Origin of the sequence: Faecalibacillus sp. MSK20_93 (assembly GCF_020589945.1) — a bacterium.
Lineage (GTDB): Bacteria > Bacillota_I > Bacilli_A > Erysipelotrichales > Coprobacillaceae > Faecalibacillus > Faecalibacillus intestinalis.
Map to the genome: position 1 here is coordinate 1 of NZ_JAJDKA010000029.1, position 25,810 is coordinate 25,810.

At 34.4% G+C, this 25,810-nt stretch carries 26 protein-coding genes; 19 read left to right on the top strand and 7 right to left on the bottom strand.

Translation table 11 applies throughout. The features are described 5' to 3' along the window. The 5 genes from LJD34_RS09420 to LJD34_RS09440 all read left to right on the top strand — a co-directional run. The coding region (locus LJD34_RS09420; RefSeq protein WP_412531085.1) for a hypothetical protein at positions 1–257 on the top strand (257 nt) is incomplete at its 5' end. A 138-nt stretch (positions 258–395) separates the two neighbouring features. After that, positions 396–2,306 (top strand): FAD-dependent oxidoreductase, encoded by a 1,911-nt coding sequence (locus tag LJD34_RS09425; protein WP_227359735.1) that lies wholly within the window; start codon positions 396–398, stop codon positions 2,304–2,306. Between the two features lie 4 nt (positions 2,307–2,310). Then, positions 2,311–4,290: a bilirubin reductase, long form gene (bilR, locus tag LJD34_RS09430; RefSeq protein ID WP_227359736.1), complete on the top strand. Its 1,980-nt coding sequence runs from the start codon at positions 2,311–2,313 to the stop codon at positions 4,288–4,290. A 224-nt stretch (positions 4,291–4,514) separates the two neighbouring features. After that, positions 4,515–5,447: a hypothetical protein gene (locus LJD34_RS09435; RefSeq protein ID WP_227359737.1), complete on the top strand. Its 933-nt coding sequence runs from the start codon at positions 4,515–4,517 to the stop codon at positions 5,445–5,447. A gap of 70 nt (positions 5,448–5,517) precedes the next feature. After that, positions 5,518–6,708 carry an AAA family ATPase gene (locus tag LJD34_RS09440; protein ID WP_227359738.1) on the top strand — a complete coding sequence of 397 codons (1,191 nt, stop codon included), beginning with the start codon at positions 5,518–5,520 and terminating at the stop codon, positions 6,706–6,708. Here LJD34_RS09440 and LJD34_RS09445 read toward each other — a convergent pair. From LJD34_RS09445 to LJD34_RS09465, 5 genes are all read right to left on the bottom strand, one after another. Beyond that, positions 6,692–8,203 (bottom strand): recombinase family protein, encoded by a 1,512-nt coding sequence (locus LJD34_RS09445; RefSeq protein WP_227359739.1) that lies wholly within the window; start codon positions 8,201–8,203, stop codon positions 6,692–6,694. The two genes, LJD34_RS09440 and LJD34_RS09445, sit on opposite strands and share 17 nt — an antisense overlap. Positions 8,204–8,297: 94 nt before the next feature. After that, a complete protein-coding gene (locus tag LJD34_RS09450; protein WP_227359740.1) occupies positions 8,298–8,489 on the bottom strand; it encodes a hypothetical protein in 192 nt (63 codons plus the stop codon). Positions 8,490–8,558: 69 nt separating this feature from the next. Continuing rightward, positions 8,559–9,500 (bottom strand): MobV family relaxase, encoded by a 942-nt coding sequence (mobV, locus tag LJD34_RS09455; RefSeq protein ID WP_040452192.1) that lies wholly within the window; start codon positions 9,498–9,500, stop codon positions 8,559–8,561. A 183-nt stretch (positions 9,501–9,683) separates the two neighbouring features. Continuing rightward, the gene (locus LJD34_RS09460) at positions 9,684–10,079 is read right to left on the bottom strand and encodes a replication initiator protein A (RefSeq protein ID WP_020225663.1); all 396 of its coding nucleotides are present in this window, start codon (positions 10,077–10,079) and stop codon (positions 9,684–9,686) included. A 110-nt stretch (positions 10,080–10,189) separates the two neighbouring features. After that, positions 10,190–10,603 (bottom strand): cysteine-rich VLP domain-containing protein, encoded by a 414-nt coding sequence (locus LJD34_RS09465; protein ID WP_020225662.1) that lies wholly within the window; start codon positions 10,601–10,603, stop codon positions 10,190–10,192. A 377-nt stretch (positions 10,604–10,980) separates the two neighbouring features. Here LJD34_RS09465 and LJD34_RS09470 point away from each other — a divergent pair, with 377 nt between their 5' ends. The 4 genes from LJD34_RS09470 (at position 10,981) to LJD34_RS09485 (ending at position 14,247) form a co-directional block, all read left to right on the top strand. Continuing rightward, on the top strand, positions 10,981–11,460 hold the full coding sequence (locus LJD34_RS09470; RefSeq protein ID WP_020225661.1) for an imm68 putative immunity domain-containing protein: 480 nt from the start codon (positions 10,981–10,983) through the stop codon (positions 11,458–11,460). 34 nt (positions 11,461–11,494) lie between these two features. Further along, complete coding sequence (locus LJD34_RS09475; RefSeq protein WP_020225660.1) at positions 11,495–12,295, top strand: helix-turn-helix domain-containing protein; 801 nt, start codon at positions 11,495–11,497, stop codon at positions 12,293–12,295. Next, entirely contained in the window at positions 12,226–12,654 is a 429-nt protein-coding gene (locus LJD34_RS09480; RefSeq protein WP_227359741.1) for a hypothetical protein, read from the top strand. Before LJD34_RS09475 ends, LJD34_RS09480 begins: the two co-directional genes overlap by 70 nt. Positions 12,655–13,374: 720 nt before the next feature. Further along, positions 13,375–14,247 carry a hypothetical protein gene (locus LJD34_RS09485; protein ID WP_147359280.1) on the top strand — a complete coding sequence of 291 codons (873 nt, stop codon included), beginning with the start codon at positions 13,375–13,377 and terminating at the stop codon, positions 14,245–14,247. A 614-nt stretch (positions 14,248–14,861) separates the two neighbouring features. Here the strand turns inward: LJD34_RS09485 and LJD34_RS09490 are convergent. After that, positions 14,862–15,419 (bottom strand): helicase C-terminal domain-containing protein, encoded by a 558-nt coding sequence (locus tag LJD34_RS09490; protein WP_227359742.1) that lies wholly within the window; start codon positions 15,417–15,419, stop codon positions 14,862–14,864. Between the two features lie 380 nt (positions 15,420–15,799). Beyond that, on the bottom strand, positions 15,800–16,450 hold the full coding sequence (locus LJD34_RS09495; RefSeq protein ID WP_227359743.1) for a viroplasmin family protein: 651 nt from the start codon (positions 16,448–16,450) through the stop codon (positions 15,800–15,802). Between the two features lie 147 nt (positions 16,451–16,597). Between LJD34_RS09495 and fucO the strand changes: the two genes are divergently transcribed. The 10 genes from fucO to LJD34_RS09545 all read left to right on the top strand — a co-directional run bounded on the left by fucO (position 16,598) and on the right by LJD34_RS09545 (position 25,768). Further along, entirely contained in the window at positions 16,598–17,743 is a 1,146-nt protein-coding gene (gene fucO / locus LJD34_RS09500) for a lactaldehyde reductase (RefSeq protein WP_022000718.1), read from the top strand. 141 nt (positions 17,744–17,884) lie between these two features. Beyond that, on the top strand, positions 17,885–19,240 hold the full coding sequence (locus LJD34_RS09505; protein ID WP_227359744.1) for a sodium-dependent transporter: 1,356 nt from the start codon (positions 17,885–17,887) through the stop codon (positions 19,238–19,240). 160 nt (positions 19,241–19,400) lie between these two features. After that, the gene (locus LJD34_RS09510; RefSeq protein WP_119362841.1) at positions 19,401–20,405 is read left to right on the top strand and encodes a helix-turn-helix domain-containing protein; all 1,005 of its coding nucleotides are present in this window, start codon (positions 19,401–19,403) and stop codon (positions 20,403–20,405) included. Then, positions 20,405–20,998 carry a CDP-diacylglycerol--glycerol-3-phosphate 3-phosphatidyltransferase gene (gene pgsA, locus LJD34_RS09515; protein ID WP_022000715.1) on the top strand — a complete coding sequence of 198 codons (594 nt, stop codon included), beginning with the start codon at positions 20,405–20,407 and terminating at the stop codon, positions 20,996–20,998. The genes LJD34_RS09510 and pgsA overlap by 1 nt, the downstream gene beginning before the upstream one ends. After that, positions 20,998–21,456, top strand: a complete 459-nt coding sequence (locus tag LJD34_RS09520; RefSeq protein WP_032089552.1) for a CinA family protein — start codon at positions 20,998–21,000, stop codon at positions 21,454–21,456. The genes pgsA and LJD34_RS09520 overlap by 1 nt, the downstream gene beginning before the upstream one ends. Positions 21,457–21,504: 48 nt before the next feature. After that, entirely contained in the window at positions 21,505–22,536 is a 1,032-nt protein-coding gene (gene recA, locus LJD34_RS09525; RefSeq protein ID WP_032089553.1) for a recombinase RecA, read from the top strand. 186 nt (positions 22,537–22,722) lie between these two features. Further along, the gene (gene rny, locus LJD34_RS09530; RefSeq protein ID WP_175301740.1) at positions 22,723–24,279 is read left to right on the top strand and encodes a ribonuclease Y; all 1,557 of its coding nucleotides are present in this window, start codon (positions 22,723–22,725) and stop codon (positions 24,277–24,279) included. Positions 24,280–24,343: 64 nt separating this feature from the next. After that, the gene (locus LJD34_RS09535) at positions 24,344–25,129 is read left to right on the top strand and encodes a TIGR00282 family metallophosphoesterase (protein WP_032089555.1); all 786 of its coding nucleotides are present in this window, start codon (positions 24,344–24,346) and stop codon (positions 25,127–25,129) included. 59 nt (positions 25,130–25,188) lie between these two features. Next, positions 25,189–25,449 (top strand): stage V sporulation protein S, encoded by a 261-nt coding sequence (locus LJD34_RS09540; RefSeq protein ID WP_227359745.1) that lies wholly within the window; start codon positions 25,189–25,191, stop codon positions 25,447–25,449. Between the two features lie 73 nt (positions 25,450–25,522). After that, positions 25,523–25,768: a hypothetical protein gene (locus LJD34_RS09545; RefSeq protein ID WP_032089556.1), complete on the top strand. Its 246-nt coding sequence runs from the start codon at positions 25,523–25,525 to the stop codon at positions 25,766–25,768. The last annotated feature ends 42 nt before the right edge of the window (positions 25,769–25,810 follow it).

Below are 25,810 nucleotides of genomic sequence, written 5' to 3' on the forward strand. Positions count from 1 at the left end.
AAGAATATAGATTTGAAGAAATAGAGAAGGAGGTTAAAAAGATGTGTAATTTAGGAGAAATGATAGCCAGAGAAAATATAGAAAAAGGACATTCTATGGGACTGGTACAAGGACAAAAATTGGAAAGAAGAAAGAAAAATATTGAATTAATAACAAATTTGATGAATAGCTTAAGTATTTCGTTTTCAAAAGCAGTTGAATTGTTAAAAGTTTCTGAAGATGAAGTTTTAGAAATAAAAAAATATTTTGAAGCTTAATGGTATTTGCTGGCAAGGACGATATTTTGTCCTTGCTTTTATTTTTGATGACAAAAAATAGATGTAAATAGCTAGAAATGATAACGTTTTTGGGAAATGCTTGTGATAAAATAAACATGAGGAAAAAGGAGATGTATTATGAATACTTATGAACATTTATTTACACCTATTAAAATAGGAAATACAACAGTAAAAAATCGTATTTTTATGCCACCTTTATCAACTAATCTTGCAGATAAAGGTTATGTAACAGATGCGTTAGTAAAGCACTATGCAGCTAGAGCAAAAGGTGGAGTAGGACTTATTGTAACTGAAGTTACAACTGTAGAACCTACATATACATATTTACCAGGAGATATGTCAATCTATGATGATTCTTATATTCCTGGATGGAAAAAACTTGTAGATGCAGTACATCGATATGATACTAAAATCTTATCACAACTCTTTCATCCAGCTTATATGGCTTTTCCAATTCCTGGGACACCACAATTGATAGCTCCTTCTAATGTAGGACCATATTATGCTAAAAGTGCCCCTCGAGAAGTAACAAAAGAAGAATTGAAAGTGATTGTTAAACAATTTGGTGAAGCTGCTTTACGTTTTAAAAAAGCAGGGGGAGATGGTGTAGAAATCCAAGCTGCTCATGCACATGGTTTATTAGGAGGATTTTTAACGCCTTTATATAATAAAAGAACAGATGAATATGGTGGAGATATTCATGGAAGATTACGTTTAACTTTAGAAGTTATTGAAGAAGTAAGAAAACAATGTGGTAGAGATTTTATCATTGATGTGCGTATTTCAGGAGATGAATACAGTGATGGTGGTTTAACACTTAATGATATGATCTATGTCTCTAAACAATTAGAAAAAGCAACCGTTGACTTTATTCATGTTTCTGGAGGAAATACCATTAAAAAAGGAAGTTCAATGCCAGCAAGTGGAACAGCTCCGGCACCACATAAACATGCAAGTGAAGAAATTAAAAAACATGTATCTATTCCAGTAGCAACAGTTTCGCGTATCAACGAACCTTGGGTAGCAGATGAGTTAATCGCTAATGGTGTTTGTGATGCATGTATGATTGGTCGTCCTAATTTATGTGATAGTGAATTTGCAAATAAAGCCAAAGCAGGAAAAACAGATGAAATTAGACCATGTATTGGTTGTGGAAGATGTTTAACAGGAATTATGTTTGGTAAACCAATTAGTTGTACAGTCAATCCAGCTGTTGAAAAAGAAGAAATTGATGAAGCTCCTGTTAAGAAAAAAGTACTTGTTGTTGGTGGTGGACCAGCAGGAATGGAAGCTGCTTATGTCGCTAAAAAACGTGGACATGAAGTTGTTTTATGTGAACAAAGTGATCGTTTAGGTGGTCAATTAAATATTGCTTGTGTGCCTATTGGTAAACAAGAAATTACTAAAGTAGTTAAATATATGAAGAGCCAATTAACAGGTGTTGATGTTCGTTTAAATACAACTGTGACTAAAGAAATGATTGAAAATGAATTTAAAGATTATGAAGTGATTACAACAGTAGGCGCAACACCTAAAGAAATCGAACCTTATAAAGTCTTTAAACAAACAATGACGGCTGATGATATTTTATCTGGTAAAAAATTCCCAGGTAGAAAGATCGTAATTATTGGTGGTGGTTCTGTTGGTTGTGAAACAGCAGATTATTTAGCACCATTGATTAATGATTTATTCCCTACAAATAGAGATATTACTTTAATTGAAATGACTAAAGGATTAATGACAGGGGAATCTGGAGCAACGAAATCATTGCTTACAAGACGTATGATGGAAAAAGGTGTGAAGATTGAATTAAATTCTAAGATCACTTATGTTGATGAAAATACTATTAAATATGAAAAGAATCATCAAGAATATGTTTTAGATGATGTTGATACATTAGTTTTTGCAGTTGGTTATAATCCAGTTGCTTCACCAATTGAAAATGCGCATTTAATTGGTGATTGTCAAAAAGTAGGAACATTAAAAGATGCTATTACAAATGCATATCAAATAACAAAGGAGATATAATAATATGAAACTATTAGAACCAATCCAAGTAGGAAAAATGACATTAAAAAACAGAATTATGTTTCCGCCTCTTACAACAGGGTATGAAGAAAGAGATGGATCTATTGGACAAAGAAGTTTAAGCTTTTATGAAAGATTAGCGAAAGGTGGAGCTTCTTATGTTGTTATTGGTGACGTAGCTCCTGTACGTACAGCATCACCAACACCAAAACTTTATAGTGAAGAACAAATACCAGCCTTTAAAAAACTTGCGGATACATTACATCAATATGATTGTAAAGTGGCTTTACAAATCTTCCATCCAGAATATGATGTTCCTGGTGTTGGAAAAATGATTATGGAAGCAGGAATAGCTCGTCAAAATGCGGCTAAAGCAAAAGCTGAAGGAAATGAAGAAGAAGCTGTAAAACAAACTGAATTAGCACAAAAGATGACCAAAGATGCGTATGCTAAATTACATCATGATATGCAACATTTTGTAAATGAAGCAACAGTTGAACAATTAAATCAAATTAAAGAAAGTATTGCGAGTTGTGCGCATAAAGCAATGCTTGCAGAAATTGATGCCATTGAAGTTCATGGCGATCGTTTGTTAGGTTCTTTATGTTCTGAAGTATTAAATCATCGAAGTGATGCATATGGTGGTTCTTTTGAAAATAGAATTCGTTATGCTTTAGAAGTTGTTAAAGCAATTAAAGAAGCAGCACCTGATTTAACAATTGAATATAAACTTCCAATTATTACTTTAAATAAAGATGGAAGTTTGAGAGGTAAAGGTGGTTTAAAAGAAGCTGAAGGAATTGCTTTTGCGAAAAAACTAGAAGAAGTAGGCGTTGACATGATTCAAGTAGCTCAAGCCAACCATACAGGAAATATGGGTGATACGATTCCGCCAATGGGAGATGTTCCTTATAATTGGACATTACCAGTTGCTAGAAAAGTTAAAGAAGTTGTTTCTATTCCAGTAGCAACAGTAGGTAGAGTGGTAAGTGTAGAAGCTGGTGAAAAGATCTTAAATGATGGTGATGCTGATATGATTGGTTATGGACGTTCTTTATTAACTGATCCTGATATTGCTTTAAAAGTGAAAAAAGGTGAATGTATTAGAGAATGTTTAAACTGTAATAAAGGATGCGTTGATGCAATTCAAAATAGACAATACATTTCATGCGTTTTAAATGCTGAAAATGGAAATGAAGCAACTGTTTCAATTAAACCAACAAATAATCCTCAAAAAGTTGTTGTTATTGGTGGAGGAATTGCTGGGTTAGAAGCAGCAAGAGTTGCTGCTGTTAAAGGACATACGGTGACTTTATTTGAAAAAGCAGATCATTTAGGAGGACAAATCAATATTGCCTCTGTTCCACCAAGAAAAAATGAAATCTTAAGAAGTGTTGAATATTATCAAAAAGTCTTACCTACATTAAATGTAGATATTCATTTAAATGAAGAAGCAAAAGATATCAATAGTTATGATTATGCTATTATTGCTGTAGGGGCACATAATATGGAAATGCCAATTCCTCATGATAACAGCAATATTGTTTCAAGTTGGGATGTTTTAAACGGACAAGAAGTTACGGGTGATTGTGTGGTTATTGGTGGAGGTTTAGTAGGTGCTGAAACTGCTGAATATCTAGCAAATAAAGGTCATCAAGTGACAATTGTAGAAATGATGGATAAAATTGCTGCTGGTGAATCTACAACTGTTTTACCATTAATGATGAAAGACTTTGCAGATCATAATGTTAAGCAATTAGTAAATACAAAAGTAGATCATATTGAAAACAATATTGTTTATACAGCAAATGAACAAATCAAAGCAGATACAATTATTAATGCTTTAGGATCAAAGAAAAATATCTTTGATGATTCATCTATTACAATTCCTCATGTATGTGTAGGGGATTGTTCTGGTGAAAGAACTGCTGATATTGCAAGTGCTATTAGAACAGCTTATAAAGCTGCTAATGAAATAGGTTAATAGATAATAATGAAATAGAATGTATATTTTTGAAAGTTTTTGTATCACAGTACAAAAACTTTTTAATTTTAAATATTTATTGTATTACAATGTGATAAAGAGGTGATGCATTTATGATTATCGAAAGAAAAGAGTATCTAAACAAGTTAATAACATGGAAAGATAAACAATTGATTAAAATTGTAACAGGGGTAAGATGATGTGGAAAATCAGTACTTTTAAAAATGTATCAAGATTATTTAAAAAATAACGGAGTTAAAGAAAGTCAAATTGTAACTATTATCTTTGAAGATTTGGATTATGAAGAATTAACAAATTCATATAATTTGTACTACTTAAATACTGCTAAGGCACATGAAATTGCTATGCTAATTGATAATAAAATAATGAAAACAATTGAAAGAGAACATATTTCAGAAAGAAAGTTAAAACACAGTATTTCAGGTAGCATAGGAAAAAAAGATGTATTTTCAAATACAATAGGCTATTCTAACGAAGAAAGTTTGCATAATAAGGTATATGAAAACTTTGATATAAAAACAACAAAGTCCATCATGTTACGAAAGATTTACGATACTGCTAAAGAAAATTCAAGTGGTGAATTAAAAGAAGGTGATTTGGTTCTTTTTAAAGATGTTAATTTAAAACAACTTAATATTGATGATACTATAATGATTTTAGATTTTTTGAAAGAAAGTAAGTTTAAAAATCAAGAAACGGATGGCGTAGAACTTAATTATAATAAAATGTTTGAAATGATGATAGATGATTTTACTATTGATTATTCATTCAAATATAAGAAAAATAAAATGGATGAAAAAAGCTTTATTATTCAGTTACCATATAATTCAAATGAAAATTTTGAAAACGGTTATCATCAAAATGATTTACAATTAGGCAAGTTGAGTATTATTGGAATATATAGAGGTGAAGTTGATTTTTCAAAAAAGATTGGTACATCATTAAAACTTTTAGAGTTGGTAAAACAGTCTATAAACAATAATACTTCTCGAAATATGGAAACTGAAATTATGAAATCTAGTTCAAAAAGACCTGAAGAACAAAATAATCCTTTTGAAATTAATGATAATAAATTAGAAGGAATGAATTCACTAATTGATGTGATAGCAATAATTCAAGAAATAAATATTAACTAGACTTTTTTAGATTTCTAAATAATCAAAAAAGTTTTAATTAATATAAAAAGAAAGGAATAAATACATTAGAATGAAATTATCAAATTATAAACATCTACAAAGAATATATGTATATGATAGTATTCAGTTAATAAAAAGTTATAGTGAAAAAAGAATTGTTTCTATTGGAGAACTTTTAAATGACTATAATGGATTGACTATTTTCTATTCTTTAGAAAAAATAAAAGAAAAAGTCAAGAAGGAAAATATTGATTTTATTGATATTTCATCACTTGTAGAAATTGTAAATTTTAGGAGTGATATGATTTTACAAGTAGAAATTCTTTTTTTTAAATTAGCAAAATTTTATGATGGAAATTATTGCTTAAGAAGTGATTGTGCGTTTATTTTAGATGAAAAAGTACCATTTATATTTAAAAAAACAATACCATTAGAGGAGCAAAAAGAACGATTAGAAGCAGAAATGGATGAGATAGATGTAAAATCAATTTCTGAAATTGTTGATAATATAAATAGTGAATTAATAGGTCATGACATTTTTAAAAATGATTTCAAAAAAAATCTTTTGAAATATTCTTTTTTAAATAATATGGGTAATCGTAAGATATTATCTATATTAATTTGTGGAGAATCAGGAATTGGAAAAACAGAATTTGCAAAAATTGTATCTAAAAAAATGTATCCTAATGAAGATTTAATAAAAATTAACTTCGGTAATTATTCGACAGAAGGTGTTCTTAATAGTCTTATTGGTGCTCCTTTAGGATATAAAGGCTGCGAAGAAGGTGGAGAACTTATAAATAAAATAAAAAAATCAAAATCAAAAGTTATTTTGATTGATGAATTTGAAAAAGCAACACCAAGCATATACAACTTCTTTTATGAATTATTAGAAGATGGAGTATTTACAGATAGACATGGAAATAGACATGATCTTAATGGGTATATAATTATTTTTACATCTAATATGACACAAGAAATATATCAAGAACACATACCCAATTCTTTAAGATCTAGATTTGATATGGTGTATTATTTTGAAAATTTACAATATGATGAAAAAAATTATTATATTCAAAAAAATGCAAAAAAACTAATAAATGAGTTAGAACAAAATTATGGGAAAAAGGTAAATTATAAAAATATAGAAAGCGAGCTAGCAAGACTTGTAGTTTATGAAAATCTAAAGTACAGTTTACAAGGGACTACACAGGGTAGGTATCTGACGGGAGGGGTTCCGCCCGTCAGATTTTCCATGTGATATTCAAACTATCGCTTGTGGCGGCTATGGTGGTAATCATCAAATCCACCACACGCCGCTTGTCGTCAAAGGATACATCCTCCCAAGTGTCGAGGTAGCCGGAAATCTGGCTGACCTGTTCCGGGCTGATGGCTTCCACCGTCAACTCCGCTATCCTCGCCAGAAGTTCCTGCTTGCGCCCGTCCAGTTCCGCTATCTTCACATTCACATAGGAGAGCAGCACATTGTTTGCGCCCGTCAGACTGTCCACCAGCTTTTCAATCTCGCTGTCCACATGGAGAAGTTCCACTTGCAGGGCGGCGATTTTCGGGTTTGCCTTTGCCGCTTTCTTCCTGCCCGTCTGCGTCTTGTGCTTTTCCAGCTTTTTCACCATCTGCTGGTAAACCACCGCTTCCAGCTCCGAAGTGATGATTTTCCCACACCCGGCACAGCTTTTATTGTCCAGCCGCTTTGTGCAGCGGAGATATTGCTTTCCCACAGGATTGTTAATGCTCATAAGGGCATATCCGCAGTTTCCGCACTTGATTTTTCCCGCCAGCCATGTATGGGTTGCTTTCCGGGCAGACTGGATTTTCATGTTGTTCATCAGCTTCTTGCGGCAGGTCAGCCAGATGTCGGAGGGGACAATGCCCTCATGGGGAGCCAACACCAGCATTTGGTCTTTCAAGTCGTTCTTTTTGCTGGGCTTCACATCCCGCCCTTGATACAGATAGCAGCCATTCATGCCGGTAAAATCGGCAGCGTCATTGACAATGATTGTCCCTTGACTTTTGAAAAATTCGTACACATCAAGGTCTGCCCGCACATAGACAGGATTGCGTAACATCTGCGCAAGCGTGGGGCGTATTAGTTCCTTGCCGTTGAATAAAATTCCCTGTTCGGCAAAGTACCGGGTAATGTCCCCGTAGGAGGTTGTGGGCTGGGCGTACATCTCGAACATCAGCCGGATATTTGCCGCTTCGTCTGGGTTTACCACCAGCTTCTTTGTGTTGATACCGTCCATCTTGATTGGCTCTGTATGGAAGCCATAAGGGGCTTTTCCACCCATCTTAAACCCTCGCTGGCTGCGGGAATAATAAGCGTCCGTCACCCGCTTCTGTATCGTTTCCCGTTCAAGCTGGGCGAACACGATACAGATATTCAGCATAGCCCGCCCCATCGGAGTAGAGGTATCAAACTTTTCCGTAGAGGACACAAACTCCACATTGTATTGCTGGAACAACTCCATCATGTTGGCAAAGTCCAGAATGGAACGGCTGATACGGTCGAGCTTGTAAACCACGACCTTTGCTATCAAGCCCCGCTTAATGTCCCGCACCAGTTCTTGAAACTTTGGACGGTCTGTGTTCTTGCCGCTGTACCCTTTGTCTGTGTATTCCTTACAGTTCCCGCCTTTCAATTCGTATTTGCAAAACTCAATCTGGCTTTCAATGGAAATGCTGTCCTTTTTGTCTACCGATTGCCTTGCATAGATTGCGTCTATTCTGTTATTCATTTTGTCGCTCCTTTTCTTAAAAAAGAAACGGAGCTGCTGACAGTTCTATTATACCGCCAGCAGCCCCGTAAATCAACGATGGCTTCGGAAAACCTTACGCCCCGGCTTCCTCTTTCTGCCGCTTATCGGCATATTTGCGGAACACCTCATAAAGCTGCTGCTCCAGTTCCCAGCGTTTGGCCACTTCCTGTTCCGGCGTGAACACCGGGGAGAGGTTTTCCAGCGTGATTTCTTTTCCCTGAAAAGTCACGACCTCTGTTTCTTTTTTGTATCTGATATGCTCCATAGAACCTCCTGTATTCAATTTTCAAGGTACAATGCCGCACAGGGACGGCGTAAAAATCTGCTTATAAAATCACCTTTCCTTTGTGTGCCGCTGTTGCCGCTTCAACTCCGCCAGCACTTCCGGCGGGATACGGTCAACCAGCCGCTGTAAATTGTCCAGTTCGCTTTTCAGCTTTGCCCGTTCCATCGTATCTTTCATCTTGCCTTTTTCACTGGCTTTTGCCCTTGCTTCCAGCTTTTCATTTTCCGCTAACAGGTCATTGATTGTGACCTTGTATTTTTTCAGTTGCCCGGAGAAATTCTCCATCTGCGGGAACCACTTTTTCAGCATGGAGAGGGCTTCCTCTTTTTTCTTTCCGGCGTTGAACGGGGTAATATCGCCCAGCGTGGCTTCAATGGCTCTTGCCTGTTTGGAGAGATTGACCGCCTGCTTGAACAGACGGGTGGGGATATGCTTCCTGCCTGTCTTGCTGGCGCTTTCCCCACGCTCCAAGTCGGGATATTTCTCCACCATATAAGCGTGAAAATCGTCCTGCCATTTTGTGAGGTTGGCTCTGTTCCCGATAATCTCCTTTGCACACAAGCGGTTGTCCTCTGTCAGAGGGACAAAGACCAAATGCAGGTGGGGTGTTTTCTCGTCCATGTGTACCACGGCCGACACGATATTTTCCCTGCCTACCCGCCCGATGAGGAAGTCTGCCGCCCTCTGGAAAAACGCTTGTATCTCCTTTGGCGACTTCTTCTTGAAAAACTCTGGGCTGGCGGTAATGAGCGTATCCACAAACCGGGTGCTGTCTTTCCTTGTACGGCAACCGGCCTGTTCGATACGGTTTTGAATAAAATGATAGTACCTGCCCTCCGGCTTGACGATATGGAAGTTGTATTTGCTCCGGCTGGTGTCAATGTCGGGGTTGCTGGCGTATTGCTCTTTCTGCCGTTCGTGATGGGCTTCCAGCGGCCTTGCCGGGTTGCCCTTGTGTTTCTCAAACCGCAAAATTGCGTGTTGTGCCATTCTGCTCCTTTCCTCGTTCCATTCTTTTCCAGCGGGTTTCCACAGGGAAAATCCCGCCGAAACTATCTCTGATAGGATAGGAATGGATAGAATATAAATCAATCTTTTTATCTTTATATTTCTATATACCGTCCGGTTTCCGTACTTCCGGGGAGTGATTTCCATACTTCATGGGTATGGTTTTCAGTCCTCCGGCGTTCCATAACCGGATTTCTTGAAGTCGGTGTTTGGAACCGCTTCATAGGATTTTGGGTAAATGCGGTTGGGTTTTCCACAGCCCTGCTTCTGGATCTCCACCAGCCCCGCATACTGCAATTCCCGTAGGGTATTGACGGCTTTCTGCCGCCCACAGTGGAGCAGGGCGACTACCTCGCAGATTGGATAGTACAGGTAAATGCGCCCGTACTCGTCCGCCCAGCCGTTCTTACGGGACAACTCCGTCCGGCGCAGGATAAAGGCGTACAGTATCTTCGCTTCATTGGACAGGGGTGTGAATGTGGGGGCTTCAAAAAGGAAATTGGGCAGCCGGGTAAAGCTGACCGATTTTTCCGGCTGATGGATATAAATGGTGTTTGTCATATCGTGTTTGTGGACGGTTAGAAGCCTGTTTCCGGGGGCAGACGGTAGTTTCTATTGCCTGCCCCTGTTCTGTGCTTGCAAAGCCTTGAAAATCAAGGACTTTTCAGCCCCTAACTGTCCACACAAGACCTCCTTTTCCGTTCACTTTCTGTTTTCTGCCGCCTGTGAACTCTGGCGGCACAGCCGGGGCAGTATTTTGCCCGGTTGGATTTAGGGACGAACACACCGCCGCAGACCGCACAGCGTTTCAAGTCCTTATCCCGGAAAATCTCCGCTTCCAGCGTCCCGTCCAGCGGCAAGACCGCCCAGCGGAACCACTTACAGCAGACCGAGAAAGAAACCGTCTGCGGACAGGTGCAGGTGTCCCCATCGTCAAGGGGCATACAGTTCCCGTCCTCATAACAGCAGCACTCCCGGCGGATCAGGGCGTTTGCCTGTTTCCGCTGCGCTGGGGTCATGCGGTAAAGGGAACCGTCTTGCTTGCGCTCTATGGGCGGCAGTCGTTTATATGGGTTCTCTCTCATGTGTTTCCTCCATTTTGCTTTCCGTTGCCGCTCTCTCCGAAAAGGCTTCCTGCCCCATTCCTGCGGCGTGTTCCGGCGTTGGCACGCTCCCCACAGCTTCGGGACAAGTTGTCCCGAAGTGACCTCTGGACAAAGTGTCCAGAAATTGGCTTCTTGCGGTGCTTCCCCTGCCGGGGTATTCCTTTTCGGACGGTCATTCATTTTTCAAGGTGCAGCTCATCGATGAACTACCCTAAGTCTACACCTAAATGATCGCCCGTCCCGTATATCCGAAAGGTAGGAAATCCGCCCAAAAAACTGCCTATTTCCACGCTCTCGGAATTGTGATATAATAAAAAAACAGAACGACAAAGCGGAAGTGATAAGGAGGAGATAAAATGTATATTAAAAAATATTGGTATAACTATATCGGTGGCACAGACGATAGCCTGACCTTGGTGGACTACCTCTATGACAAAGGCAAAACTGAAATACCTCTGAGTGAGATATTCAATGATACTGGCCTTAGCAAACTAAACTGGAATTTCCATATCTCACCCAATTTAGAATACATTGATTCGGAGGGCCAATGTCACGAATTTTATTATGCTATTGATTTGGCAACTGATTTGGCAGCACTTATTCTTGAGAGTAAGAAAAGTGGTGGGTTCAATATAAAAAATCTGTTTGATGGGGAAAAACGAGATAGGTTTGTAAAAATCATAACTACGCCAGAGGAGGATCAAGCAATGAATCGGGCTTTAGCAGAGTTCTGTGCTTCTCCGCTCGAATATGATCTTCATGAAATGGTAGATGATGAAGATATGCTGGAAATGGCGAAAGACTGCGAAAATATCCGTAAGGAATTGTGCGAATAACTTCCAAATTATCAAGCAGACAAGGAGGGAGTGCATGGAACTATCCATACAAGAACGATTGAAAGACCTGCGTGTGGAACGAGGGCTGACGCTGGAACAGCTTGCGGAGGAAACTCACCTTTCCAAATCTGCTTTAGGCAGTTATGAGGGAGACAATCTCAAAGACATCAGCCACCATGCCCTTATCCAGCTGGCGAAGTTTTACGACGTGACCGTTGATTACCTGCTGGGACGCTCTAAAACAAAAAACCACCCAAACGCCGATCTTGCAGACCTGCGCTTGAGTGATGATATGATTGAACTATTGAAAAGTGGGCGGGTGGATACTTCCCTCTTGTGTGAGCTGGCGGTACACCCGGATTTCCCCCGGCTGATGGCTGACCTTGAAATCTATGTGAACGGAACGGCAGTCAAGCAGGTACAGAGCGCAAATGCCATTGTGGATATTATGAGCGCAACCATTATGAAGCAGCACAATCCCGGCTTGTCCGACCCGCAGTTAAGGCAGCTTGTCGCCGCCCATATTGACGATGACAGCTTTTGCCGCTATGTGATACAGCAAGACATAAACAAGATAGCCCTTGACCTGCGGGAAGCCCATAAGGACGATTTTTTCAGCGTTCCGGAGGACAATCCGCTGGAAGATTTCTTGCAGACCGCCGAGGAAACTGCCAGTCCAGACAGCGACCCGGAGCAAGCGGCTTTGGCGTTTATCTGTAAGCGGCTCAAGCTGAATTTGAAAAAGCTGTCCGAGGAAGAAAAGAAGTGGCTGAAAAAGATTGCACAGAAGTCGGACTTGCTGAAAAATCCAAACCCGCAGCGGGGGAGAAAATAGAGAACGAGAAATTGGAGGGAGTAAAGGTGCAGGAGGCAATTATAAAATTGAAACTTCTCGGTCAAATGCCAGACGCAGTGAAAGATGACCCTACAGAAGAAACCATCAACATGTATGACGAATTGCTCTCCAATGTAAAAACGCCATTGACAAGAGAAGAAGTAGGCGTATTGATTGACATTTTCCCCGAAGGTGGAATGTATGGAGTAGAGTGGGATTTGCTAAAATTGGTAGAGTCTTATTTGATGGAAGCGCCATCAAGTGAAGAGTATCGAAAATTGATTACTGCTTGTCCAAGTGAAGAATGGCGAGAAACTATGCAAGCCCGTTTAGATAATTGGGAAAACAACAAACAATAACTTGTTGGGGAGATAGCAAAGCCAGCCGAGCCAGTCAACGGTCAAGATGAACGGCGCATTTCATGCGCCGCCGTTGACAGCCCCGCCCGTCTTTGCTAATGGGCAATCAAGGCGGGAAAGCCCTAAAATGGCTTCCCGCCCATTTCAATTTTGAGAGAAAAATCCGTCTGCTTTTTCGTAAGTGTGGCTATCCGTCTGGGACACTTTGTCCCATAGTTCGGCGTAGGACGAGGGACGGGGGCATTCATATACGCCCTGTCTGCTGATGAAACCAGTCCTGCGCTTGCGGCTCCACGCCACGCAATCACAGCCCTGTTTTCCTGCCGTAAAAATGCCCTTGCTCTCCCCGGCGGCAACCGCATTTTCGCAGCAACGCCGACAGAGCGTATAACACACTACACTTTGCGAGCAAAGTCGTGTGCCAAGGGGCAAACCCCTTTGGAAACCCCTGACAACAAAACAGGCTGAATATCTCGCACTTTCCCGGTGCTTGATATTCAGCCTTTATTTGTTGTCAGCAGCCCCCGTTTCGTGGTCTGCGTGTAGTTCCTTGTAAACTGACCTAAGGGATATAAAAAGAAAAATTGAAGATATTGTATTTGATGAATTTTTTTCAAAATATTTTTAGTAGTAGAAAATTTGTATAATGATAAATTGTAGCGCTAGATTACTTGAAATTATGGTTTTAATGAATAGATAAACTTATGCAAGATGGAATTAATGAATAATAAAATTATTTATTTTGAAAAGAGGTTAGAGATGAATGAATTAAAGAAAATAATAAAAGAATATATTAAAAAAATTGGTAAAGAAAAAATAGCAATCATAGTATCAATTATTACAATAGTGACGGTTGGATTTAACTTCTTTAAAACGGTTTATAATGATTTTATTTATCAAGCGAGTTGTGAAAGATTCTATGGTATTCCTAAGTATTATTTTAGTTATAACTTAAATGATAAATTATATTGGTTGTTGTTAACTTCAATTGCTATTATTATATGTTTAACCCCAAGAATTATAAAAAAACATTGTTATAGTTCGTCAGAAACTTTTAATCGAATTATAAAATATATTTTTATTTTTTTATGTTGTATGTCTTTATGGGTGGTTATTTCTTTATTTTTAAATATTATAGTTTCTTATAATTATAGAGATTTTATTTTAGATGGAATTGTTTACTTAGTAAATACATATAGAAATGTGATGTCTGTGGTATTTTTGCTATTTAGTTTTTTTACTATTTTATTTTTATATGACATAAACGGCTTTTTAAAAACAGCACGATATAAAAAAATAGTTCTTATTATTTTTTTATTTTCTTTTGGAATGTGTTCGAATATTTTGTTGTTTGGTTCGATATCTCAAATAACATCTACAATTGATCAAAAAACAAAATATGAGTTTATAACAGTTGATGATAATGAATATGTAATTTTGTCTGAGTATAAAGGAAAATTTCTAGTGGTTTCATTTGAAAAAGATAGAGGAGAATATATTTTTAATACGAATCAATATAAATTTATTAATATGAATCAAGGATTAATAACTTATAAAGATGTAAAAAATTTAAAAATTAATAAAGGAGAATAATAATTACATAAGATATACGTATACCATTTAAAATTTTGTTAATTTTAAATGGTATATAAGTAATTGGATTATTTGATAAACAATTATAAGCAAATGCCAAATAAAATAATGTATAGAAATGTAATAAATCATCATTGATAATTATAGAAATTTTAAAAATCATAAATATTATACAAAAATGGTGAGATTATGAGTATCTAGAGATGACAAAAGAATGCAAAAAAGAACCAAGGCTATACGTCTAGGTTCTTTTTCATCCTTTTCGGATTTCTCTATACTAGTGTATCATATGAGTATAGATTGTCAATTTGAATTTTTATAGGATTTTAATGATTCTTTATTTAGTTTTGGAATATGCATTTCTTTTATGAGTATTTCTCTTAAAAATATGTCCATATTTATAATTATCATACTAAAAAAGGCCACAAATTCAACCGAATTTATTTTACGGTTATTTTATTGGCCACCTTGGCTAATAATTGTAATTCAATAGATTTTTAAATAATTATTTACTTAAGAAAGCAGACTTTTTCATATATTTATTAATTAGATCATAATTATGAATATATTGAAGAATTGATTTTTTATTTATCAACAGTTTAAATGATTACGTATTAACTCATTTTATGAATATAATCTATTAAATCTTGTATTTCTTTAGGGTAAGTTATATGACTATTTAAAACTTTTTTACCTAACTCATAAATCAGTTTGTCTTTTGATTTAGACGAACCAATATGATAAAAGTTTTTTACTTCCTGACTACAAATAAGATTTTCTTGTCTTAATTGATTAATTAAACAAAGTCCTTCAATAGATTTAACACGACTTAAGGCAACATAGAGTTGGCCATTATCAAATGAATAAGGAATAAGATTTACTTGATCATAGGTTTGACCTTGACTTTTATGCATTGTAATAGCGTAAGCAAGTTTTAAAGGAATTTGATAAAAAGCACCTACTTTTTCTTTAGATAAATGATTATCTTCAATATCTCCTTCTTTTCTTTTAGAAAGTACATAGTTTTCTATGGCCCATTCATGATAACCAAAGGTTACAAGTGTTTTATTTGTATCTAAGAGAACGGTAACACTTTCATCTTCTAATTTATAAACTTTTCCAAATGAACCATTTTGATAAAGATTTTGTTCTGTATCGTTAATTAAAACCATCACACGAGCACCAATTTTTAAATGAAGTTCATCTAGAGTAGGTTTATCAGAGTTTTTAACATCACCGACAATTCTTGAATGATAGACTTTAGCTTTATAAGGTATTTTGGAAAGTCTATCATGATTGATTTGTTCAGCTTTTCTATTAGTTGCTGTAAGAATAATACCATTTTCAAAAAGAGTTTTTTGACAATGCGTATTAAAATAATGAACACATGAATAATCACCAATACGTGCTTTATTCAGTTCATGAATAAATTCAGGATTCTTTTGTCGTATGACTTGTTTTAATTCAACTGTTTGAAAATTTAAATCTTGCCAGTTTGTTGATTCAAAAGCATAACCTTTATGATAATTTTCATAAATTTCTTTTAATACTTCTAAATCATTATCTGTAGTAACAGGAGGTAGTTGGAAAAGTCTCCAACAACGACGATTTGTTTACGAGATAATGAGTTTTCTTCTGCTTTCATAATTGTTCTTACAACAAAATCAAATAGATCAATACGACACATACTAATTTCATCAATAACAATAATGTCTCTTTCTTTTACCACTTGAGGAACTTTTTTAATATGTTTAACTACTTGAGGCTCTGGAGATACTTGAAAACAACGATGGATAGTAACACCTTGAATATTAATAGCAGCAATACCGGTAGGAGCACAAACAATAACATTTTTATTTTGTTTTTCCATTTCATTAATAAAAAGTTGTAAAACAAAAGATTTACCAGTACCTGCGCCACCTGTTAAAAAAACATTATTTCCAGATAATAATTGTTGATAAGCTTTATATTGATCTTTACTTAATGATATTTTATCTTTATTTTGTTTTCTTTGATTTGTTGTTTCTTGTTTTGAATGTAATGAACTTTTTTGATTATTTTGTTTTAAATAGGCTAAAGCTTCTTTTTTAGAATCAAAGCTTTTGAATTTAGCATCTTTAAAATGATCGATTTCTTTTTGACAATCTTTCCAAGTAGTATAAATACCTGGATGTCTTCCTTTTTTTACAGCATAATATTTCATGATATTCCTCCATGTTTATTATTATGACATATTATAAAAATATTTTAAATAAAACTTGTGAAATGTTACACATAGCCTTATATGTAACTTGTTTTTATTTTCACATGATACTAGAATATGTGTAGTTAGAAAAGAGGAGATTTAATTATGGCAAACAGATTTGTATTAAATGAAACAAGTTATCATGGAAAAGGAGCAATTGAATCAATTCCTGAAGAAGCAAAAGCAAGAGGATTCAAAAAAGCTTTAGTATGTTCAGATCCAGACTTAGTAAAATTTGGAGTAACAGCAAAAGTTACTGATTTATTAGATAAAGCAGGATTAGCTTATGAACTATATTCTAATATCAAACCTAATCCAACAATTGAAAATGTTCAACAAGGTGTTAAAGCATTACATGATGCTGGAGCAGATTATATGATTGCTATTGGTGGTGGTTCATCAATGGATACAGCAAAAGCAGTAGGTATTATTGATAAAAACCCTGAATTTGCTGATGTAAGAAGCCTAGAAGGTGTTGCACCAACTAAAAATCCTTGTACTCCAATCTTTGCAGTTCCTACAACAGCTGGTACTGCTGCTGAAGTAACAATCAACTATGTAATCACAGATGTTGAAAAAGATCGTAAAATGGTATGTGTAGACGTACATGATATTCCAGTTGTAGCATTCGTTGACCCAGATATGATGTCATCAATGCCTAAAGGATTAACTGCTGCTACAGGTATGGATGCCTTAACTCATGCTATCGAAGGTTATATTACTAAAGGTGCTTGGGAAATGTCAGATATGTTCCATATCAAAGCTATCGAAATTATTTCTAAATCATTAAGAGGTGCAGTAGAAAATACTCCTGAAGGTAGAGAAGGTATGGCTTTAGGTCAATATGTTGCAGGTATGGGATTCTCTAACGTAGGTTTAGGATTAGTTCACTCAATGGCTCATCCACTTGGAGCTTTATATGATACACCTCATGGTGTTGCTAATGCTATCATCTTACCAACAGTTATGGAATATAATGCACCATATACTGGTGAAAAATATAAAGACATTGCAGAAGCAATGGGTGTAGATACTACTGGTATGTCTCAAGAAGAATATCGTAAAGCAGCTGTAGATGCAGTTAAACAATTATCTAAAGATGTTGGTATTCCAGCTGACTTAAAAGAAATCGTTAAAGAAGAAGATTTACAATTCTTAAGTGAATCTGCTTTAGCTGATGCTTGCTGTCCAGGTAACCCAAGAGATACAAGTGTAGAAGAAATCAAAGAATTATATAAATCATTATTATAATAATAAGACAGTCCTCAATGAGGGCTGTTTTTTGTTTTAAAATGAAAAAAAAGAGAATTTTTGTTATTAATTTCACAATAAAGTTGACTTTTTATGAGGTTTCAATATAATTTTTTTAACATGTTAAAAAGGGGAAATTCGATGGAAACAAATAAAAAATCAAGTTTTTCAGGCCGTTTAGGATATGTTATGGCGGCTGCTGGTTCGGCTGTTGGATTAGGAAACATTTGGCGTTTTCCATATCTTGCGGCTAAATATGGTGGAGGTACTTTTTTATTTACTTACATTATTTTAGCGTTAACGGTTGGTTTTGCTTTACTTGTAAGTGAAACAGCATTAGGAAGAAAGACCGGAAACAATCCAATCAAAGCATATAAAATCTTAGGAGCAAAAAAATTAAAAATTGGTGGTTGGTTGAATTCAATTATTCCAATATTGATAGTTCCTTATTACTGTGTTGTTGGTGGTTGGGTATGTAAATACTTATTTGAATATTTAAGAGGATCAAGTCAAATCTTGACACAAGATACCTATTTTTCAAATTTTATTGCTAATCCAATTAGTCCAGCTTTTTGGTTAGTTGTTTTTGCAGTATTAACTTTTATTGTGGTTATTAAAGGTGTAGAAAAAGGAATTGAAAAAGTAAGTAAGATCTTAATGCCTATTTTAGTAGTGATAGCTATTTTTATTTCAATTTATGGTTTAATGACACCAGGGGCTATTGAAGGTTTAAAATATTATATCATTCCTGATTTTTCTAAATTCAGTATTATGACAGTCATTGCTGCGATGGGGCAAATGTTCTATTCTTTATCGATTGGAATGGGAATTTTATTTACTTATGGTTCTTATATGAAAAAAGATGTTGATATGGAAAAAGCAATTTCTCAAGTAGAAATTATGGATACATTGATTGCTTTTTTAGCGGGGTTAATGATTATTCCTGCAGTCTTTGCATTTTCAGGAAAAGATAGTTTAAATGCTGGAGCGTCTTTAATGTTTATTACAATGCCAAAAGTATTTAATTCACTTCAATTAGGTGGATTTATTGGTGGTGTATTCTTTTTACTTGTCTTATTTGCTGCTTTAACATCAGCTATTTCTTTAATGGAATGTTCAGTCGCAACTTTAATGGAACAATTCCATATTTCTAGAAAAAAAGCAGCTTTAGCAATGATTATTGAAATGTTGGCTTTAGGAATTCCTATTTCACTTGGCTATGGTGTTTTAGGATGGATTCAACCATTAGGAATGACTTTATTAGATTTCTTTGATTTTGTCACAAATTCATGTATGATGCCAATTTCAGCGTTATGTACAGCTTTATTAATTATTTTTGTAACAAAATTAAAAACAATTTCAGATGAAATTAAAATATCATCTGCTTTTAAAAGAGAAAAAGTCTATAATTTTGTGATGAAATATATTTGTATTCCAACATTATTAATTATTTTATTAAGTTATATTTTATCAACATTTGGAATTATTACGTTATAAAAAAGCTTTTTTAAGCTTTTTTTCTTTTTGGACATAAAAAAGACATTTTTTATGTATATAATATATTAGAAATAAAATGAGCTTTTGTATTTGTCAAATAAAACATTTGTGCTATAATTTATTTGTTTAATTATGCCTAAGTGTAAAGGAGGATGTCTTTATGGACAAAATAAGTGAAAAGATAAAAGCAGCCCGCATTGCCAAAGGCGTTACAATAGAGGAAGTCGCAGAAGCAACATTGTTATCTGTTAATATCATTAAAGATATAGAAGACGGTGCTTTTGAACGATTTGTTGGAGACGAGCTATATGTAAAAATGTATCTTAAAAAAATAGCAAGATACTTAGAAATAGATGAGACGATTGCTGATGATTATTATGCAATTACGAGAGAAATTAAAAAGGCTGATTTAAAAGATTTAGAAAATAAAAAAGAAGATATAGGATCTGTTACTTTTGTAGATAAAGTAAAAAATATTCAACCAACTAAAAAACAACCGACAAGAAAGGGAGTTTATGAAGATCACTATATCTTAAGATATGTTAAATATGCAATTGTCATTATTATTGTCATTGCTATTATTATTGTACTTGGATATTCATTTGTCTTTATGAAATCAAATGATTCATCATTTAAAAATAGTAATACATCTAAAACAGAAACAAGTGAAACTTTAAAGAAGAAAACAACAGAAACAGATAAAAAGAAAACAACAAAATCTGATACAACGAAAAAAGATGAACAAACATCTACTGAAATAACTTTTACTAAAAATGCTGATGGTGATTATAGTTTTAAATTACCTGATGGATATGATCAAGAAACTTTTAAATTAAAAGTAGACTTTACATTTGCGACAACTGTTGATCTACATGTTAATGGTGATCCTAACAGTTATCAAACTGATACATTTAAAAAAGGTGTTTATAGTAGTAATCTTGCTAATATTTCAGCATCAGATGCTTTAAAAGATGATTCTGCATGTGAAAGTGTTGAATTAGAATTTAATGTGAATGATTTCCAATATTTGGAATTTTCATATAGTTGGAACTTAGGACATCGTTATTATATTAATGATCAAAAAATTCCATTAGAAGAAAATGATCATTATGGAACAAGCTCTAATGGTAGAGTAAGAACATTTAAATTAACGATGGTCAAATAATGAATTTACCTAATAAATTAACGATTACAAGAATAATCCTTGTTCCAATTCTTATTCTTATTTATATGTTTCCTTATGCAACGTTTGGAATCAATGTACCTATGTATCATATTTTGAATGCTGATATTTCACTTGTTAATATTGTTATCTTTATTATTTTTGCAGTTGCTTCGTTAACTGATTATTTTGATGGACAAATTGCAAGAAAATCTAAATTAATTACGACTTTTGGTAAGTTTGCTGATCCGATTGCAGATAAACTATTAATTAATACGATTTTTCTTTTACTAGCAAGTGATGGAACAATTTCTATCATTATTCCTATTATTATGATTTCTAGGGATACGATCGTAGATGCCATTCGTTTGGTGGCTGCTAATAAACAAGTTGTTATTGCAGCAAAATATTTAGGAAAATTAAAAACTGTGACACAAATGATCAGTGTGATATTCTTATTATTAAATGATTTTCCTTTTTCAATCATTCATTTACCAATTGGTCAAATAAGTGTATGGATTGCTTGCGTGATTTCAATAGTAAGTGGTATTGATTATTTTATGGATAGTAAAGATATGTTAACGGAGTCAATGTAATGAATGAACTTGCTGAATTATTAATAAAAAATAATATTTCTATTGGAACTGTAGAAAGTTTTACAGTAGGAAATTTTGCGACAATGCTAGGAAATATTCCTGGCATTTCTAAGGTTTATAAGGGTTCTTTAGTCACTTATCAAAGTGAAACGAAAGAAAGGCTTTTAGGAATTGAACATCCATTGATTGAAAAGTACGGTGTTGTTTCTAAAGAAATTGCTACTTTAATGTGTGTTAATGGTAAAAGTATTTTAGATGTTGATCTATGTGTTTCTTTTACAGGAAATGCTGGACCGGATGCAATGGAAGGAAAACCAGTAGGAGAAGTCTATATTGGTATTGCTTATGAAGATGTTGTTGTTTATAAATTGAATTTAGAAGGTAGTCGAAAAGAGATTGCTTTAAAGGCAATAGATTTTGCTCAAAAGAAAGTAATTGAAAAAATTTTAAAAAAATAAAAGAAAAAATGAAAAATAAAGCATATATAGGAATAGGAGGTATTATTTATGGCTGGAAAAAAAGAAGTAGAAACAAAAGATGCTAAAAAAGCACAAGCATTGAATGATGCAATCAAACAAATTGAAAAGCAATTTGGAAAAGGTTCTGTTATGAAGCTTGGAGATCGTGCAGCTGTTGATGTGGCTGTTATTCCAACAGGTTCTTTAACACTTGACATGGCTTTAGGAATAGGTGGTTATCCTAAAGGAAGAATTATTGAGATTTATGGTCCAGAATCAAGTGGTAAGACAACACTTACATTACATGCGATTGCTGAAGTGCAAAAACAAGGTGGTACAGCTGCGTTTATTGATGCCGAACATGCCATTGATCCTGTTTATGCTAAAAATCTAGGAGTTAATATTGATGAATTGATTCTTTCGCAACCAGATAGTGGTGAACAAGGTTTAGAAATTGCTGAAACACTTGTACGTTCTGGAGCTATTGACTTAGTAGTTGTTGACTCTGTTGCTGCACTTGTTCCTCAAGTGGAATTAGATGGCGAAATGGCTGATCAACAAATGGGATTGCAAGCAAGATTGATGTCTAAAGCTTTACGTAAACTTTCAGGGGTTATGAATAAAACAGATTGTACAATTATTTTCATTAACCAATTACGTGAAAAAATTGGTGTTATGTTTGGAAATCCAGAAACGACTACTGGAGGAAGAGCTTTAAAATTCTATTCTTCTGTGCGAGTAGAAATCAGAAGAAGTGAAGTAATTAAAAATGGTACGGAAATTGTTGGGAATAAAGTCAATATCAAAGTTGTTAAAAATAAAGTGGCACCACCATTTAAATCAACACAAGTCGATATTATTTATGGTAAAGGTATTTCAAGAGATGGTGAAGTCTTGGATTTAGCAGTTGATAAAGATATTGTTGATAAATCCGGTGCTTGGTATGCTTATAAGGGTGAAAAGATTGGACAAGGACGTGAAAATGCAAAACGATATCTTGTTGAACATCCTGATATAATGAATGAAATTACGGAAGCAATTAAAGCTTCATTAATGCCTGTAGAAGAAGAGGAATTGTAAAAATTCCTCTTTTTAACTTGTTATTGTCAAAATAAGCAATTTGACATATAATATACTTGTGCGCAAAACACGTTTAATAAACATAGTAAAGACTATGTAAATATTAATTATTATAACCGAAACAAACGGTGAATGATTGGATAATCAATCATAAAAAATGTGCATAGAGAAAATGGAGGGTGGAATATGCCAGGTTTAAATATTGCCACTATTTTATCCTATGTTCTAGCTGTCGCTGTTGGGGTTCTTATTTATTTTGTATATGCAAAACTAAATATTTCAAAAGCTAATGTCAGTGCTCAAAAGATTATTGACGATGCAACGAGTAAAGCTGATAATCTAGTTAAAGAAGCTATTTTAGATGCTAAAACTCAAGCTTATGAATTAAAATTAGAAGCAGAAAAAGAAATTAAAGAACAAAAACAAGAAATTACTGAACTTGAAAATAATCTTTCAGAACGTGAAAAAGGTATTGAACGAAGAGATATTGCTGTTCAAGGTAAAGAAGACGTTCTTGAACAAAGAATTAAACAATTAGATATTAAAGAAGCTGGAATAGATAAATTAGAGGCTGAATTAAAAAATAAAATTGATTCTAAAGTTGTTGAATTAGAAAAAGTTGCCGCTATGTCAGCAAGAGAAGCTAAGGAAGAATTGTTCAAACAAGTTGAACAACAAATTTCATTAGAAATGTCTGCTTACATAAAAGAACAAGAAGAAGAAGCTAAAAGTAAAGCTGCTGATATGTCTAGAGACATTATTGCCAATGCAATTAATCGATACGCTCAAGAAGAAGTTACTGAAAGAACAGTAACTGTTGTTGATCTTCCAAGTGAAGAAATGAAAGGACGTATCATTGGACGTGAAGGTCGTAATATTAAAGCAATCGAACAAGCAACAGGTGCAGATTTAATTATTGATGATACACCTGAAGCAATTACGATTTCTTGCTTTGATCCAGTAAGAAGAGAAGTTGCTCGTTTATCATTAGAAACTTTAATTAGAGATGGACGTATTCAACCAGGAAGAATCGAAGAAGTTGTTGATAAAACAAGAAAAGAATTAGATGAAGTTATTAGTAAAACTGGAGAAAATGCAATTTTTGAATTAGGTATTTCTCGTATTGATAAAGAAATTGTTAAACAAATTGGTAAATTAAAATATCGTACAAGCTATGGTCAAAATGCGCTTCAACATTCATTAGAAGTTGCACATTTAGCAGGAATTATGGCTGCTGAATTAGGATTAAATCAACAATTAGCTAAACGTGCAGGTCTATTACATGATATTGGTAAAGCAATGGATCATGAAATGGAAGGAAGCCATGTTGAACTAGGTGCAAAATTCGCAAAAAAACATGGAGAACATCCAACTGTTATTAATGCAATTGCTTCACATCATGGGGATGTGCCAGCGACAAGTGTTATTTCTATTTTAGTAGCTGCTGCTGATACATTATCAGCTGCTAGACCAGGAAGTCGAAGTGAAACAATTGAAAATTATATTCAAAGACTTGAAAAACTTGAAGAAATGGCTAAAAGCTTTGATGGTGTCGATCGTGTCTATGCAATTCAAGCAGGACGTGAAATTCGTATCGTTGTAAAACCTGATAAAGTGGATGATCTAGCAAGTCATAAGATTGCACGTGATATTAAGACAAAGATTGAAGAAGAATTAACTTATCCAGGACATATTAAAGTTACTGTTATAAGAGAAATTCGTGCGAGTGAAATTGCAAAATAAAAGGGAAATCAATTCCCTTTTTTTTTATATATGTTAAAATGTCTTTACGAAATGAGGAAAGAAAATGAAAGTTTTATTTATAGGAGATATCGTTGGAAATGTAGGACGACAAATGATAGAAGATTATCTTTATCGTATTCGAAAAGATTATCAAATTGATTTTGTAATCGCAAATGTTGAAAATGCGACACATGGTAAAGGATTAAATAGAAAACATTATGATTTCTTTACTTTTGAAGGTGTTGATTGTATGACAATGGGGAATCATACTTTTGATAAAAAAGAACTTCTTGATTTTATTGATGAAGCTGATCGCCTTGTTGTTCCTTTCAATCAACCAAGTATTTTACCAGGAGTCCATACAAGAGTATTTAATGTTAAAGGTACAAAAATAAGAGTAACCAATGCACTTGGATGTGTCTTTATGGATAACCGTTATTCGAATCCTTTTGATCATATTGATGATTATCTAAACCTTGAACAAGATATTCATATTATTGATATTCATGCAGAAGCAACCAGTGAAAAAATAGGTTTAGCTTATTATTGTAAAGATAAAGTACAAGCTGTCTTAGGAACACATACACATGTACAAACAGCAGATGAAAGAATTATTGATAAAAAAGTAGCATTTATTTCTGATGTAGGAATGACAGGACCTTATTTAAGTTCTTTAGGGTGTGATTTAGATAGTGTGATTACGCGTATGAGAGGTTTAAGTTCAAAATTTTTAATTTCTGAAAATTCAGGACAGTTTGCAGGTGTCGTGATTGAATTTAATGACAAACACCAACCTATCTCTATTGAAAGAGTTTTGATCAATGATGATCACCTATATCGAGCATCTTAGGATGCTTTTTTTGTTATTTTTTTAATGATAATTCATATAGTGAATTAGGAGGCAAAAATATGGAAATAATTAAAGTATCTTCAACATCTGTTCCTAATCACGTTGCAGGAGCAATAGCATCATTAATGAGGGAACAAGATAAACTTATGATTCAAACAATTGGTGCAGCAGCACTTAATCAAGCAATTAAATCAATTGCAATTGCTAGAGGATATATTATACCAACAGGTAAAGAGCTTATCTGTGTTCCTTCTTTTCATGATTTAATGGTCGATGATAAAAGGATTACTGCCTTAAGACTTGTAATAGAATTACGTTAATTTTTAGTGAAAAGGGTTTCTTTTTTTAAAAATTCATTGTATAATACTGACATGTAAATGGAGGTTTTTTAAAATGGCAAAATGTAAATTATTAATGCAAACAGGACAAGTTCAAAAAATTATTGATTTCTTTGATGGATATTCAGATGATAAAGTATCATGTAAATATATTAAAAAAGTAGGAATCAAAGCTGAATTTGAATGTGAAACTGAATTATCACCTGAAGAAGCAGCAGGTCATTGTAAAGGAGTATTTAAAGGAACTCCAGAAGGTAAAGTATTATACTTCTCAATTCAACCAGACGGATTCTTTGGATAAGATAAAAATGATAAGGACTGATAAGTCCTTATTTTTTTCTAG